Below are 14,264 nucleotides of genomic sequence, written 5' to 3' on the forward strand. Positions count from 1 at the left end.
GGGCTCAGCGCGTCCAGGGGTGCGGTGAGCTGCAGGTGCACCGCCACCGGCTCGGCGTCCACCGCCCAGGGGCGCAGCACCAGGTCGGCCAGCGCGGCCACCCGCAGCTGCCCGAGCGGGCGGGCGTCACCGGCGGCCCGCGCGGCGCGGGCGTGCGCGTCCAGGACACCGCGGCAGGCGCGGGCCAGCGGCCAGGGCAGCCGGGCGACCAGGTCGCCCATGCCGTCCCCGGCCGCACGAGCCTTCACATCGGCGGCGCGCTCGGCGTCGCGGCGGCGGCGCTCGGCCGGGTCGGCGTCGCGGGCGGTCAGTTCGCGGCGCACCGCCGCCCGCAGCCGGGACACCGACCAGTCGCCGGCGTGCGGCAGCACCGCGGCCTCGACCGCGGCGATGATCCGCGGGCCGGTGGCCCGGGCCGGCCAGCCCAGCTCGCGGGCGATGGCCCGGGCCCGCGGCCAGTCCAGCCGCCCGCCGGCCAGCGCCGCGCGGGTGGCCGGCAGCCGCTCGGTGAGCGTGAGCGCCTCGTCGGTGAGCACGGTGGCGGCGGTGCGCGAGCAGTTGAGGATGACCGCCAGCTCGTCGCCGAAGAACTCGCTGACCCCCTCGGGCGGGCCGGGCGCCCCGGCCGGGTCGGCGTCGGGGCCGGCGGCGCCCGGCGCTCCGGCCGGCCGGTCGTGCACCGCGGGCCGGTCGGCGGCCAGCGCCGCGACCAGCTCGACCTTCGGCCCGGCCAGCACCGCCTCGGCGGCGATCAGCTGCTGCAGCAGCCGGGCGTTCTCCGCGGCGTCCCGCCGCGGCGGCAGCCAGCCGGCCAGCGGCCCGGCCGGCAGCGGATCGGGGTCGGCCGGCTCCCACTCCGACGGGCGCGGGTCGAGCGGGGTCACCATCACCCCGACCTCGTACCGCGCCCCGATCGCCATGCCCGCACGCTAGGCCGGGGGTACGACAGAAACCGGCCGCTGACCAGCACCTTCCGGGGAATTCCGCGTCGTCCGGTCCCCGGCGCAGCGGGCGGGCAGCAGCGTCCGCGACCGCCGAGCAGCGGTGTGCGAGTGCGGCGGCCGGCCGCGAGAGCGGGCGCCGGCGGCGGACCTCAGCCGTCGATGGGCAGGCCGGTGTAGTTCTCCGCGAGCTCCCGCGCCGCGGCCTCCGACGAGCACACCCGCCGCAGCTGGGAGAGCTGCAGCTCGGCGTCGAAGTCGTCCCCGGAGGTGTGCAGCATCGAGGTCATCCACCAGGAGAAGTGGGTGCACCGCCAGACGCGGGCCAGCGCGCGGTCGGAGTAGGAGTCGACCAGGTCGGTCTCCTTCTCCTGCAGCAGCCGCACCAGCGCCGTGGCCAGCAGGGTGACGTCGGCGACGGCCAGGTTGAGGCCCTTGGCGCCGGTGGGGGGCACGATGTGCGCGGCGTCCCCGGCGAGGAACAGCCGGCCGCGGCGCATCGGGGCGCTGACGAACGAGCGCATCGGCAGGATCGACTTCTCGGTGACCGGGCCGCGGTTGACCGACCAGCCCTCGTGGGCGAAACGGGTGTCCAGCGCGTCCCAGATCCGGTCGTCGGACCAGTCCTCGATCTTCTCCGACGGGTCGACCTGCAGGTAGAGCCGCGACACCGTGGGCGAGCGCATCGAGTACAGCCCGAAGCCCTCGGGGTGCCAGGCGTAGATCAGCTCGTCGGTGGCGGGTGCGGCGTCGGCCAGGATGCCGAGCCACGCGTAGGGGTAGGTGCGCTCCCACACCCGCCCGCCGGCCTGCTGGACGACCGGCCGGGAGACGCCGTGGAAGCCGTCCGTGCCGGCCACCACGTCGCACTCGAGCACCTGGGCCGCGCCGTCGGCGTCGGTGAACCGGATCCGCGGCGACTCGCCGTCGACGTCCTCGACCTGCACGTCGGAGACCTCGAAGAGCAGGGGCGGGCCGCCGTCCAGCTGCGCCGCGATGAGGTCCTTGGTGACCTCGGTCTGCCCGTAGACCCACACCGTGCGGTCGCACAGCGCCGGGAAGTCGAGCTCGTGCCGGGTGCCCGGGTACTGCAGGTAGACGCCGTGGTGCTCCAGCCCCTCGCGGTGCAGCCGGTCGCCGAGCCCCGCGTCGGTCAGCGTGTCGACGGTGTGCTGCTCGAGGATGCCCGCCCGGATGCGGGCCTCGACGTACTCCCGCGACCGGTTCTCCAGCACCACCGAGTCGATGCCCTGCAGGTGCAGCAGCCGCGACAGCAGCAGGCCGGCCGGGCCGGCCCCGATGATCCCCACCTGTGTACGCACGGCCCGAGTGTGACCGCCGGGACGAGCCCGGGGCCACCGAGCTCTCCCGCTCAGCGGAAGTCCGGCCCCCGGGACAGCTCCCGCCCGATGCCGCGGGCGGCCACCTCGAGCACCGGGGCCAGCCGCGCGAGGTCGCGCCGGTGGCTGGGGACGACGATGCCCAGGGCCGCCGCGACCACGGGGGTGCCCCCGCGCTCGGCCCGGACGGGGACGGCGATCGACAGCGTCCCCAGCGACATCTCCTCCGCCGTCCGCGCGAACCCCCGGCGGCGGACCTCGCCGATCTCCCGCCGCAGCCGCCCCGGGTCGACGACCGTGTGCGGCGTCTCCCGGGTGAGGTGGCGCAGCACTGCCTCCACCACGTCGTCCGGCGCCGCGGCGAGCAGCACCTTGCCGACACCGGTGGCGTGCAGCGGGAGCCGGCTGCCCACCTGGCTGACCACGGGCACGGACTCGCGCCCGGAGATCCGCTCGACGTAGAGGGCGCAGCGACCGTCGCGCACCGCGAGGTGCACGGTGTCGCGGGTGGCGGTGTGCACGTCGAGCAGGAAGGGGGCGGCCACCTGGCGCAGCTCCAGCTGGACGGGGGCCAGCAGGCCGAGGTCCCAGAGCTTGCGGCCGATCTCGTAGCGGCCGTCGGGCCGGCGGGCCAGCGCCCCCCACCCGGTCAGCTCGCCGAGCAGCCGGTGCGCCGTCGACAGCGGGGTGCCCGTGCGCGCGGCGACCTCCGAGAGGGTCAGCCGGGGCGCATCGGCGTCGAAGGCGTCGAGGACGGCGAGCGCGCGGGCGGTCACCGACCGCCCCGCCGACGCACCGCCTCCGGCCACCACGACCTCGTTCCCACTGGCCGGAAGTCCCGGCTTGGGCAGCGTAACGCCCGGTCGTACGTTTCCCGGCATGACCGGGACCACAGCCGGCAGCCGGGTCGTCCTCCCGAGGTACCTGCGCGAGGACCCGTCGCTGCGCACCCCCGTCGGTTTCCCCGACTACCGCAGCACCGCGCTGCGCGCCCCGCTGCGGACGCCGGTCGACCTGCCGCACCGGTTGACCGAGACCACCGGCCCGGTGCTGGGCGAGGACCGCGTGCTGCCGCACGACGCCGACCTGACCTGGCGCAACGGCGGCGAGGCGGTGGGGCAGCGGATCCTCGTCCACGGCCGGGTGCTCGACAGCGACGGCCGCCCCGTGCCGGGCGCGCTGGTCGAGGTCTGGCAGGCCAACGCGGCCGGCCGGTACCGGCACGTCGTCGACAACTGGCCGGCGCCGCTGGACCCGCACTTCGACGGGCTGGGGCGCGTGGTCACCGACGGCCTGGGCCGCTACGAGTTCCTGACCGTCAAGCCCGGCGCCTACCCGTGGGGCAACCACCACAACGCCTGGCGGCCGGCGCACATCCACTTCAGCCTCTTCGGCCGGGCCTTCACCCAGCGCCTGGTCACCCAGATGTACTTCCCGGACGACCCGCTGTTCGGCCAGGACCCGATCTACAACGCGATCCCGGTGGCGGCGCGGCACCGCGCGGTCAGCCGGTTCTCCCTCGAGCGGACGCAGGACAACTGGGCGCTGGCCTTCCGGTGGGACATCGTGCTGCGCGGCCGGGAGCAGACCCCGTTCGAGACCGACGACGACGGAGATGTCGCGTGACCGTGGACCCCCTCGACGTGCCGCCGGACCCCCCCACGCCGTTCCAGCCCCGCTCGGGGCAGCGCGGCACCGGCTTCCTGACCGAGCCCTTCCGGCTGGGCACCACGCCGAGCGCGACCGTCGGCCCCTACCTGGCCATCGGCCTGACCTGGCCCGACGGCGTCTGGGCCGCCGCCGAGGGCGCCGAGGGCGGCATCTGGATCCGCGGCCGGGTGCTCGACGGCGCCGGGGAGGTCGTGCCCGACGCGATGGTGGAGACCTGGCAGGCCGACCCGGACGGCGGTTTCCCCTCGCGCGAGGACCCCCGCGGCGCGGCGCACCACCCCGGGTTCCGCGGCTACGCCCGGTCGCAGACGACCACCGGTGAGTACGCGGTCTTCACGCTCAAGCCGGGCCGGGTGCCCGACGGCGATGGGGGCCTGCAGGCGCCGCACGTCGACGTCAGCGTCTTCGCCCGGGGGCTGCTCGACCGCGTCGTCACCCGCGTCTACTTCGCCGACGAGGCCGAGGCCAACGCCGGGGACCCGGTGCTGGCCGCGCTGCCGGAGGACCGCCGCGGCACGCTGCTGGCCGTGCCCGCCGACGACGGGTACCGGCTGGACATCCACCTGCAGGGTGAGCGGGAGACGGTCTTCTTCGACCTGTAGGAAGAGGACCGTGACAGGTCTGTTCGCCGGCACCTTCGCCCGCGGCGGGGCGGCGGCCGCCGTCTCCGACGACGCCTGGTTCCGGGCCCTGCTCGCCGTCGAGGCCGCGCTCGCCCGCGCCGCCGCCCGCACCGGGCTGGTGCCGGCGACCGCCGCCGACGCGGTCACCGCGGCCTGCGCCGACCCCTCCCGCCTCGACCTCGCCACCGTGGTGGCGCGGGCGGCCGACGCCGGCAACCCGGTGCCGCCGCTGGTGCGGGCGCTGCTGGAGGCGGTCGGCGGGCAGCACGCGCGGGCGGTGCACGTCGGTGCGACCAGCCAGGACGTCCTGGACACCGCCCTGGTGCTGCTCGCCCGCGACGCGGTCGGGGCGGTCGACGCCGACCTGGCCGCCGCGGCCGGCCTCGCCGCCGGCCTCGCGCGCACCCACCGGGACGACGTGGTCGCCGGCCGCACGCTCCTGCAGCAGGGGCTGCCCACCACGTTCGGGCTCAAGGCCGCCGGCTGGCTCGCCGGGCTGGACGGCGCCCGCGAGCGGCTGGCCGAGGTGGTGGCCTCGCTGCCCGTGCAGTACGGCGGGGCGGTCGGCACCCTGGCCGGCTCCTCGACCGCCGTCCGCGACGCCCTCGCCGCCGAGCTGGGGCTGGAGACCACCGCGCTGCCCTGGCACACCGTGCGGCTCCCGGTCGCCGACCTCGCCGGGGCGCTCGGCGCGGCCGCCGGCGTCGTCGCCACCGTGGCGGTCGACGTCGTGCTCCTGGCCCAGTCCGAGGTCGCCGAGGTCGCGGAGGTGGCCGAGGGGCGGGGCGGCTCGTCGGCGATGCCGCACAAGAACAACCCGGTCGCCGCGATCTCCGCCCGCGCCTGCGCCCGCCGGGCCCCGGGCCTGGTCGCCACCCTGCTGGCGGCCATGGAGCAGGAGCACGAGCGGGCGGCCGGCGCCTGGCACAGCGAGTGGCCGGCGCTGACCGGGCTGCTCACCACCGTCGGGTCGGCGGCGTCCTGGCTGGCCGAGAGCCTGCGCGGGCTGCGCCCCGACCCGGCCCGCATGGCCGCCACCGCCGCCGCGGCCGCCGAGGGCCCGCTCAGCGGCGCCCTGGCCGACGCCCTGACCCCGGCCCTCGGGAGGGGCCCGGCGCAGGACGCCGCGGCCGCCGCCGTCCGGGAGGCCCGGGAGACCGGCCGCCCCCTGGCCGACCTCGTCGCCGGCCGCACCGACGTCGACCCCGCCGCCGTGCTGGCCGCCGCCGCGCACGACGTGGGGGAGGCCGGCGCCCAGGTGGACGCCGCCCTGGCCCAGCACGAGCAGCTCACGGAAGGGAAGGCATGACAGCCGTCGAGGTCTCCTGCAGCGAGGAGGGGCCGGCCGACGCGCCGGTCGTCGTCCTCTCCAACTCCCTCGGGGCGACCCGGGGCATGTGGGACCCCCAGGTCCCCGCGCTGGCCGAGCGCTTCCGCGTGGTCACCTACGACACCCGCGGGCACGGCGACTCCCCGGCCCCGCCCGGGCCCTACGCGCTCGACGACCTGGTGGACGACGTCGTCGCGCTGCTCGACCGCCTCGGCGTGGCCCGCGCGCACGTGACCGGGCTGTCGCTGGGCGGGATGACGGCGATGCGGATGGCCGCGCGCGAGCCGGGCCGGGTGGACCGGCTCGCGCTGCTGGCGACCTCGGCGCGGACCGAGCCGCAGGGCTTCCTCGACCGGGCCGCCGCGGCCCGCGCCGAGGGCACGGCCTCCTTCGCGCCGACCGTCGTGGCCCGCTGGCTGACCCCGCCGTACGCGGCCGGGCACCCGGACCTCGTCGCCCGGCTGGAAGCCATGATCGCCGGCTGCGACGACGAGGGCTACGCCGCCTGCGCCGAGGTCGTCTCCGCCGTCGACCTGCGCGCCGACCTCGCCCGGATCACCGCGCCCACGCTGGTCGTCTCCGGCAGCGAGGACCCCGCCCTGCCCCCCGAGCACCAGGAGGCCGTCGCCGCGGGCATCGCCGGCGCCGAGCTGCTGCGCGTCAGCCCGGGGGCGCACCTGCCCAACCTGGAGCAGCCGCTGCAGGTCACCGGCGCCCTGCTGGCCCACCTCGAGGGGGGCGGGCGGTGAGCGACCGGCCGGCCACCGACGACACCCGCCGCGAGGCCGGGATGCGCACCCGGCGGGAGGTGCTCGGCGACGCGTGGGTGGACCGCGCCGTCGCCGGCACCACGCCGTTCACCGCCGGGTTCCAGGACTTCATCACCCGGGTGGCCTGGGGCGACGTCTGGCAGCGGCCGGGGCTGTCCCGCCGCGACCGCAGCCTCATGACGCTGTCGATCACCGTCGCGCTGCGGCACTGGGACGAGTTCGCCCTGCACGTGCGGGCGGCGAGGAACAACGGCCTCACCGACGAGGAGATCGCCGAGGTGCTCCAGCACGCGGCCGTCTACGCCGGCGTGCCCGCGGCCAACCACGCGTTCAAGGTCGCCGGCCCGATCCTCGACGAGCTCCGGGACGCCGGTGCCGGATCCGCCGCGGAGAGCCCCGGCACGGCGTAGGGCGCCACCGCGGGGGGCGAGGGACCCACCCGGCCGGGCCCTTGCGCCCTCCCGGGCGGGCGGCGCCCCGGGGGAGCGTGGCTCCCGGAAGGCCGCCGTCCCCGCCGGAGGACCCCGTGGACCCGCAGCAGCCCCTGCCCAGGCGCACCGCGTGGGCCGCCGTCGCCCGGTGCGTGCTCACCTCCACCGCGCTCCTGGCGCGGGGCCGGGTGCACCTGCCCGACGGCGAGGTGGGCCGGCGGATCCGGTTCGCCGACGGCACGACGTCCCGGGTCTACCGGGACACCGTGCTGGACCGCCCGCCCCCGGCGGACCCGTGCGGCCTGGTGGTGGAGTTCCGGCTGCGCGCCGTCCGGGGTGCGCGGGCGCACCGGCTCTTCCGGGCCGAGAGCCTGCTCAACACCCCGCTGTTCGTGGGCTTCCCCGGCTACGTGTCCAAGCTGTGGCTGGCCGCCGACGAGCTCGGCGTCTACCGCGGCCTGTACGAGTGGGACGGCGCGGCGCGGGCGGAGGCGTACGCGCGGGCGCTGTGGCGGGTCCTCGCCCTCGTCAGCGTTCCGGGGTCGATCGGCTACCGGGTGCTGCCCGGCCTGCGCCGCGCGGACCTGCTGGCCGGCCCCGGGCGGGGAGGGGGCGGGGAGTGGTGGCGCCCGGTGGCCGCGGCGTGACCGCGCCCGACGTCCTCGTGGTGGGGGCGGGGCCGACCGGCCTGGCCCTCGCCCTGCAGGCGCACGACCACGGGGCCCGCGTCCGCGTGGTGGAGCGGCGGACCGAGGTCTTCCGCCCCTCCCGCGCCCTCATGCTGCACGTGCGGACCCTCGAGCTGCTCCGCCCGCTGGGCGTCACCGGTGAGCTGCTCGCCCGCGCCGACACCGCGCCGGAGGCGCGGCTGCACCTGGGCCGCCGGGTGGTCCCGGTCCGGCTGGCCGGCCTCGACCTGCCGGACACCGCCTTCCCGCACCTGACGTTCGTCCGCCAGGCGGACGTCGAGTCCGTGCTGGCCGACGCGCTGGCCGAGCGGGGGGTCGGCGTCGAGCGGGGCACCGAGCTGGTCGACGTCACCGACCTCGGCCCGGTCGCCCGCGCGCGCCTGGCCACCCCGGCCAGCACCGAGGAGGTGGACTGCCCGGCGGTCGCCGGCTGCGACGGCGTGGAGAGCACGGTGCGCGCCCGCGCCCGGATCGGCTGGCGCGGCGGGACCTACGACCGCGAGGTCGTGCTCGCCGACGTCGACGGCACGGGGCCGCTCGCGCCCGGGGTCGCGCACGTCGTCGCCGGGCGGCGTGGGCTGCTCTTCCTGTTCGCCCTCGGGGAGGGCGCGCCCTGGCGCCTGCTCGCGACCCGCCCGGTCACCGCCCCGGCGCTGCCGCCCGGCCGCCCGGGGCCGCGGGTGCCCCGCGAGGTGCTGCAGGCCCTCGTCGACGAGGCGGGGCTGCCGTTCCGGGTCACCGACGTCCCGTGGTCGAGCGCCGTCCGCCTGCAGCACCGGGTGGCCACGACGTTCCGCCGCGGCCGGCTGTTCCTGGCCGGGGACGCCGCGCACGCCTCCTCGCCCGCGGGCGGGCAGGGGATGAACACCGGCCTGCACGACGCCGCCGGTCTCGGCTGGCGGCTCGCCCTCGCCCCGGGCAGCCGCGACCCCGACCTGCTGCTGGGCTCCTACGACGCCGAACGCCGCCCCGCGGCGCACCGGGTCCTCGCGCTCACCCACCTGCTGTTCTGGGCCGAGTCGGGCACGGGGCCCGTCCCGTCGGCGCTGCGCGGCTCCCTGGCCCCGCTGGCCGCCCCCGCGGTGCCGCTGGTGCTCGGGCGCCGCCGGCTGGTCGCCGAGGCGTTCCGCGTGCTGGCCCAGCTGCGCGCCGGGGCCCGCGGGAGCCCGCTGTCGGCCGAGGGGGCGGCGCGGCGGACGCGGGGGCCGCGGGCCGGGGACCGCCTCCCGGACGCGGCGGTGGTCCGCGACGGCCGGGAGCGGCGGCTGCACGAGCTGCTGGCCCGCCCCGGGGTGCACGTCCTGCTCGACCGGGACGCCCCGGTGCCCGGGTCCGCGGTCGCCGGCCCGCGGGTGTCGGTCCACCGCCTGGACCGGCCGGGCGCCGGGCTGGTCGCCGTCCGGCCCGACGGCCTCGTCGGCTACCGCTCCGCGCGGGTCGACGCCGACGAGCTCGGGGACTGGCTGTCGCTGGTCGGCGCGGGGCCGGCCCCGCGGGTCGGGGCGGAGCGGTCGGCGGCGGGGGCCGCGCCGGCGGACGGCTGAGCCCGGTCGCCCGCTGCTCCGGTCTCGGTGACCAGCCGGGGCCGGGCCGCGGCCAGGCCGGCGAGCACCTGCAGCAGCGCGAGGACCAGCAGCAGGGCCAGCCCGGGGCGCCAGGCGCCGGTCGCGTCGTGCAGCAGCCCGACCGCCAGCGGGCCCGAGGCCGCCAGCAGGTAGCCGGCGCTCTGCGCCGCGGCCGACAGCCGCCCGGTCTGGGCGACGTCCCGGGTGCGCACCAGCACCAGCGTCATCGCCAGCGGGAAGGCCAGCCCGGTGCCCAGGCCGTAGAGCAGTGCCCATCCCCAGGGGGCGGCGGCCGGCGCCAGCAGCAGGCCCGCGACGGCGACGACCGTCGGCGTGCAGCACCCGACCACCCACGCCCCCTGGCCCGGGCGCCGGGCGGCCAGCGGGGGGACGACGAGCGCGCAGGGCGCCCCCAGGGCTGCGGCGACCGCGACCAGGCCGCCGGCGGCGACCGCGGAGAGCCCCGCGTCGTCGGTGAGCACGTCCGGCAGCCAGGTGAGCATCGCGTAGAAGGAGAGGGACTGGAGCCCGAAGAAGGCGGTGACCGCCAGCGCGACCCGGTCGCGCAGCACGGCGCGCACGGGCAGCCGGTCCCCGGGCGGGGCGGCACCGGCACCGCCGCGGCGCCGCAGGGCCAGCACGGCCACGCCCGCGGTCGCGACCAGCACCGGGACCAGCCACAGCGCCAGCCCGGCGAGCGGCCCGCCGGCCGCGGCGACCAGCGGCTGGGCCAGGCCGGCGCCGAGGCTGGCCGACACGGCCATCGAGGCCGTCGTGGCCCCCAGCACCGGCGCGGCCCGCCCGCCGTACTCCGCGCGGACCGCCGCCGGGAGGAGCACGTTGACCACCGCGATGCCCGAGGTGAGCACCACGGTCCCGGCGAAAAGCCCGGGGGTGCCGGCCAGCCGCAGCAGCAGCCCGGCGACGAGGGTCAGCGCCCCGGCGAGCACCGCCCGGTGCACGCCCAGCCGCGCCGCGATCGCGGGCGCGGTGGGGGAGACCAGGCCGAAGCAGACCAGCGGCAGCGCGGTCAGCACCGCCAGCGCCGCCCCCGGCACGGCCAGCTCGGTGCGCAGCTCGCCCAGCACCGGGCCGACCGCGGAGAAGGGGCCGCGCAGGCAGAGGGCGAGCAGCACGAGGGCGGCGGCGGGCGCGACCGCGGCCACGGCACCGGCGGACCCCGCCGCCCGGCCGCGCCCGGGACCGGGGCCGCTCACGAGCCGGGACGCCGGGTGCGCCGCAGGTCCTCCTCGATCGCCGCGGCGGTCTCGCGCAGCGCCGGGACGAGGTCGTGCTCGAGCTGGGCCATCGAGGTCCGGCTGGCGTGCGCGGACACGTTGACGGCCGCGACGACCCGCCCGTCGCCGTCCCGGACCGGCGCGGCCGCCGAGCGCAGGCCCTCCTCGAGCTCCTGGTCGACGAGGGCGTAGCCCTGCCGGCGCACGCGCTCCACCTCGGCGCGCAGCTCCACGGGGTCGGTGATCGTCGTCGCGGTGTACCGGGGGAACTCGGCGGTCTGCAGGTAGCGGGCCAGGTCGGCGTGCGGCAGGCCGGCCAGCAGCACCCGCCCCATGGAGGTGGGATGGGCCGGCAGCCGGGTGCCGACGGCGATGAGCACGGTCATGATCCGCTTGGTGGGGACGCGGGCCACGTAGACGACGTCCGCGCCGTCGAGGACGGAGACCGAGGAGGACTCGTTGACCCGGGCGACGAGCGCCTCCAGGTGCGGCCCGGCCACCTCCGGCAGGGTCTGCGAGGACAGGTAGGCGTAGCCGAGCTCGAGCACCCGGGGGCTGAGCGAGAACTCCCGGCCGTCGACCCGGACGTAGCCCAGCTCGACCAGGGTCAGGAGGAACCGGCGGGCCGCGGCGCGGGTCATCCCCGTCGCCCGGGCCACCTCGGACAGGCCCAGCCGGGGGTGCTCGGCGTCGAAGGCGCGGATGACCGCGAGCCCGCGCTCGAGGGACTGCACGAACGTGCCGTCGCGGGACGGCAGGACGGCACGGTCCTCCGACACGTCGGCGATCTCCACGTGGGCTCCTCCCGGCGACCGGCCGTGCGAGCGAGGCCGGTGTGGTGTGCGCCATTGTGCGCAGAGTGAACGGGTGTGCGGCAAGGAGGGGGGTTCGTGAGGTCACGACGGGGTGACGCGCGCTTGACGGTGGCCGGGGTCACCTGTTTCCGTTCTCCTGCAGAACGCCGGTTCGCCTCGCGAACGCTTGACACCGCAGCCCGTCCACGACTCCCGGGAGACCCCGTGCGCCGTTCCGGAGCCACCCACCCGCTGCCCCGCCGCCTCGCCCCGCTCGCGGCGGTCCCCCTGGTCCTGGCGGCCGCCGCCTGCGGCGGCGACGACACCGGCGGGGGCGGGGGTGGTGGCACCGGCGCCGAGGGGGGCGGCCCCCAGGAGGTGACGGTCGGCGTCATCCCCATCGTCGACGTCGCACCGGTCTACCTCGGCGTGGACCAGGGCTTCTTCGAGGAGTGCGGGCTGTCGGTGAGCCTGGAGAGCGGGCAGGGCGGGGCGGCGATCGTCCCCGGGGTGGTGAGCGGGGAGTTCGAGTTCGGCTTCAGCAACGTCACGTCCCTCCTCCTCGCGGCCGACCAGGGGCTGCCGCTGCAGGTCGTGGCCAACGGGGTGGCCTCGACCGGCGAGCAGGGCAACGACTTCGGCGCGGTCGTGACGCGGCCCGACAGCGGGATCCAGGGGCCGGCCGACCTCGCCGGCCGGACCGTCGCCGTCAACACGCTCAACAACATCGGGACGACGACGGTCAACGAGTCGGTGCGCCAGGCCGGCGGCGACCCGTCCACCATCGAGTACGTGGAGCTGGCCTTCCCCGACATGGGGGCCGCGCTCCAGCAGGGCAACGTCGACGCGATCTGGGTGGTCGAGCCCTTCCTGGCCTCGGCGACCGCGGCGGGCAACGTGCCGGTCGCCTGGAACTTCGTCGACACCGCCGACGACCTCACCGTCGCCACCTACTTCACCAGCGACCAGTACGCGCAGGAGAACCCCGAGGCGGTCGAGTGCTTCAGCTCGGCGATGGAGGAGGCGCTGCAGTACGCGCAGGAGAACCCGGACGCCGTCCGTGCGATCCTCGACACCTACACGCAGATCCCGCCCGAGGTGGCCGAGGCCATGGTCCTGCCGCAGTGGCCGGCCGAGGTGAACCGGGACTCGGTGCAGACGCTGGCCGATCTCGCCGTCGAGGACGGGCTCATCGACGACCAGCCTGACCTGGAGCAGTTGCTGCCGTGACCGTCCCGACCACCACCACGAGCGCCGAGCCGGGCGCCGTCGCCGCGGGGGCGCAGCCCTCGACCGGGCGGTCGCGCCGGCCGCGCGCATCGTCCCCGGTCCTGCTCGGACTGCTCGGGCTGGCAGCCCTGGTCGTCCTGTTCGAGGTGCTGCCGCGGATCGGCGTGCTGCCGCGCCGGTTCTTCCCGACCTCCTCGGAGATCGGCTCGGCGCTGGTCGACCAGCTGGGGCAGCCGGACTTCTGGGCCGCCCTGCTCGACACCATCCAGGGCTGGGCGCTGGGGCTGGCCATCGCCTCGGTCGCCGGCGTCGTCCTCGGCATCGTCATCGGCAGCTCGCACCTGCTGCGCGAGCTGACCGCCTCGACCATCGAGTTCCTGCGGCCGATCCCGTCGGTGGCGCTGATCCCGCTCGCGGTGCTGCTGTTCGGCACCTCGATCGAGAGCAAGCTGCTGCTGGTGGTGTACGCCGCGTTCTGGCAGATGCTCATCCAGGTGCTCTACGGGGTGCAGGACGTCGACCCGGTCGCGCAGGACACCGCGCGGGCCTACCGGTTCGGGTTCCTCGCCCGGGTGCGCTACGTCACCTGGCCGACCGCGCTGCCCTACGTGATGACCGGGCTGCGGCTGTCGGCGGCGGTCGCGCTGATCCTGGCGGTCACCGCCGAGCTGGTCATCGGCAACCCGGGCATCGGCAACCGGCTGGCCGTGGCGCAGAGCAGCGGGGCGATCGCCACCTCCTACGCGCTGGTCGTCGTCGCCGGGCTGCTGGGGGTCGTGGTCAACCTCGCGGCCCGGTTCGTGGAGCGGCGGGCGCTGTCGTGGCACCCGTCCCAGCGGGGAGAGGTGGCCCTGTGACCGGCGTCCTCAAGCGGGTCGGCTTCCTCCTGGGGCTGCCGGCGGTGCTCTTCGCCCTCTGGTGGACCGCCTCGGCCGGCAGCACCGACTTCTACTTCCCCCCGCTCTCGCGGATCCTCGAGAGCCTGGTCGACGAGTGGTTCGGCCCGCGGCTCATGGACGACGTCGTCCCCAGCCTGCTGCGGCTCGCGGCCGGGTACCTGGTCGCCGCCGTCGTCGGCATCACCCTCGGCGTGCTGATCGGCACCTACAAGCGGCTGCGCGACTTCCTGGAGCCGGTGCTGGAGTTCTTCCGCGCCATCCCGCCGCCGGTGATCGTGCCGATCCTCATGCTGGTGTTCGGCATCGAGAACACGATGAAGATCGTGGTCATCGCGTTCGGCTGCATGTGGCCGATCCTGCTCAACACCGCCGAGGGCGTCCGGGCGGTCGACAGCACCCAGAGCGAGACGGCCCGGGTCTACCGGATCACCGGGTTCGCCCGGCTGCGGTACCTGGTGCTGCCCTCGGCGAGCCCCCAGATCGCCGCCGGCCTCCGGCAGGGCCTGTCGGTCGCCATCATCCTGATGGTGATCAGCGAGCTGTTCGCCGCCAGCGACGGCCTCGGCTTCGCCATCGTGCAGGCCCAGCGCAGCTTCGCCATCCCGGAGATGTGGGCCGGGATGATCATGCTCGGGCTCCTGGGGTTCCTGCTGTCCCTGCTGTTCCGCCTCGTCGAGAGCCGCTGGCTGGCCTGGTACCACGGCCTGCGCAAGGCCCAGAAGGCCGGCTGACGGCGATGCACC

At 77.0% G+C, this 14,264-nt stretch carries 14 protein-coding genes and 1 pseudogene; 10 read left to right on the forward strand and 5 right to left on the reverse strand.

The window, feature by feature from the left end:
* The 3 genes from D0Z06_RS15945 to D0Z06_RS15955 form a co-directional block, all read right to left on the reverse strand.
* Positions 1 to 920: DUF222 domain-containing protein (locus D0Z06_RS15945; RefSeq protein WP_117378547.1), on the reverse strand; the 920-nt coding region annotated here is incomplete at its 3' end.
* 173 nt (positions 921 to 1,093) lie between these two features.
* On the reverse strand, positions 1,094 to 2,263 hold the full coding sequence (locus D0Z06_RS15950) for a 4-hydroxybenzoate 3-monooxygenase (RefSeq protein WP_117378548.1): 1,170 nt from the start codon (positions 2,261 to 2,263) through the stop codon (positions 1,094 to 1,096).
* 50 nt (positions 2,264 to 2,313) lie between these two features.
* Positions 2,314 to 3,057, reverse strand: a complete 744-nt coding sequence (locus D0Z06_RS15955) for an IclR family transcriptional regulator (RefSeq protein ID WP_233517733.1) — start codon at positions 3,055 to 3,057, stop codon at positions 2,314 to 2,316.
* Between the two features lie 103 nt (positions 3,058 to 3,160).
* On the opposite strand from D0Z06_RS15955, the gene pcaH reads away from it, so the two are divergent.
* From pcaH to D0Z06_RS26415, 7 genes and pseudogenes are all read left to right on the forward strand, one after another.
* Positions 3,161 to 3,907, forward strand: coding sequence for a protocatechuate 3,4-dioxygenase subunit beta (gene pcaH / locus D0Z06_RS15960; protein WP_117378550.1), 747 nt, complete (start codon positions 3,161 to 3,163; stop codon positions 3,905 to 3,907).
* Positions 3,904 to 4,554 carry a protocatechuate 3,4-dioxygenase subunit alpha gene (gene pcaG / locus D0Z06_RS15965; RefSeq protein WP_117378551.1) on the forward strand — a complete coding sequence of 217 codons (651 nt, stop codon included), beginning with the start codon at positions 3,904 to 3,906 and terminating at the stop codon, positions 4,552 to 4,554. The genes pcaH and pcaG overlap by 4 nt, the downstream gene beginning before the upstream one ends.
* A gap of 10 nt (positions 4,555 to 4,564) precedes the next feature.
* A complete protein-coding gene (locus tag D0Z06_RS15970) occupies positions 4,565 to 5,884 on the forward strand; it encodes a lyase family protein (protein ID WP_117378552.1) in 1,320 nt (439 codons plus the stop codon).
* Positions 5,881 to 6,654: a 3-oxoadipate enol-lactonase gene (pcaD, locus tag D0Z06_RS15975; protein ID WP_117378553.1), complete on the forward strand. Its 774-nt coding sequence runs from the start codon at positions 5,881 to 5,883 to the stop codon at positions 6,652 to 6,654. Before D0Z06_RS15970 ends, pcaD begins: the two co-directional genes overlap by 4 nt.
* Entirely contained in the window at positions 6,651 to 7,085 is a 435-nt protein-coding gene (gene pcaC / locus D0Z06_RS15980) for a 4-carboxymuconolactone decarboxylase (protein WP_117378554.1), read from the forward strand. The genes pcaD and pcaC overlap by 4 nt, the downstream gene beginning before the upstream one ends.
* Before the next feature lie 116 nt (positions 7,086 to 7,201).
* Complete coding sequence (locus D0Z06_RS15985) at positions 7,202 to 7,753, forward strand: hypothetical protein (RefSeq protein WP_117378555.1); 552 nt, start codon at positions 7,202 to 7,204, stop codon at positions 7,751 to 7,753.
* 20 nt (positions 7,754 to 7,773) lie between these two features.
* Positions 7,774 to 8,775 (forward strand): annotated as a pseudogene (locus D0Z06_RS26415) (FAD-dependent monooxygenase); the annotation flags it as partial.
* Positions 8,776 to 9,215: 440 nt separating this feature from the next.
* Here D0Z06_RS26415 and D0Z06_RS15995 read toward each other — a convergent pair.
* Both D0Z06_RS15995 and D0Z06_RS16000 read right to left on the reverse strand, forming a co-directional pair.
* Entirely contained in the window at positions 9,216 to 10,526 is a 1,311-nt protein-coding gene (locus tag D0Z06_RS15995; RefSeq protein ID WP_233517734.1) for an MFS transporter, read from the reverse strand.
* Between the two features lie 47 nt (positions 10,527 to 10,573).
* Positions 10,574 to 11,392, reverse strand: coding sequence for an IclR family transcriptional regulator domain-containing protein (locus D0Z06_RS16000; RefSeq protein ID WP_233517735.1), 819 nt, complete (start codon positions 11,390 to 11,392; stop codon positions 10,574 to 10,576).
* A gap of 225 nt (positions 11,393 to 11,617) precedes the next feature.
* Here D0Z06_RS16000 and D0Z06_RS16005 point away from each other — a divergent pair, with 225 nt between their 5' ends.
* Genes D0Z06_RS16005 through D0Z06_RS16015 form a run of 3 tightly spaced genes read left to right on the forward strand, consistent with a single transcriptional unit; the run spans position 11,618 to position 14,252 of the window.
* Entirely contained in the window at positions 11,618 to 12,622 is a 1,005-nt protein-coding gene (locus D0Z06_RS16005; protein WP_199522358.1) for an ABC transporter substrate-binding protein, read from the forward strand.
* Positions 12,619 to 13,479 (forward strand): ABC transporter permease, encoded by an 861-nt coding sequence (locus D0Z06_RS16010; protein ID WP_199522359.1) that lies wholly within the window; start codon positions 12,619 to 12,621, stop codon positions 13,477 to 13,479. Before D0Z06_RS16005 ends, D0Z06_RS16010 begins: the two co-directional genes overlap by 4 nt.
* Positions 13,476 to 14,252, forward strand: coding sequence for an ABC transporter permease (locus D0Z06_RS16015; RefSeq protein WP_117378558.1), 777 nt, complete (start codon positions 13,476 to 13,478; stop codon positions 14,250 to 14,252). Before D0Z06_RS16010 ends, D0Z06_RS16015 begins: the two co-directional genes overlap by 4 nt.
* The last annotated feature ends 12 nt before the right edge of the window (positions 14,253 to 14,264 follow it).

Origin of the sequence: Geodermatophilus marinus (assembly GCF_003428645.1) — a bacterium.
Taxonomy (GTDB): Bacteria; Actinomycetota; Actinomycetes; order Mycobacteriales; family Geodermatophilaceae; genus Geodermatophilus.

What these genes read in the sequence shown, in the direction of transcription:
- pcaH (WP_117378550.1), top strand. Translation starts at nt 3,161, where the DNA reads ATGACCGGGACCACAGCCGGCAGCCGGGTCGTCCTCCCGAGGTACCTG.
- pcaD (WP_117378553.1), top strand. Translation starts at nt 5,881, where the DNA reads ATGACAGCCGTCGAGGTCTCCTGCAGCGAGGAGGGGCCGGCCGACGCG.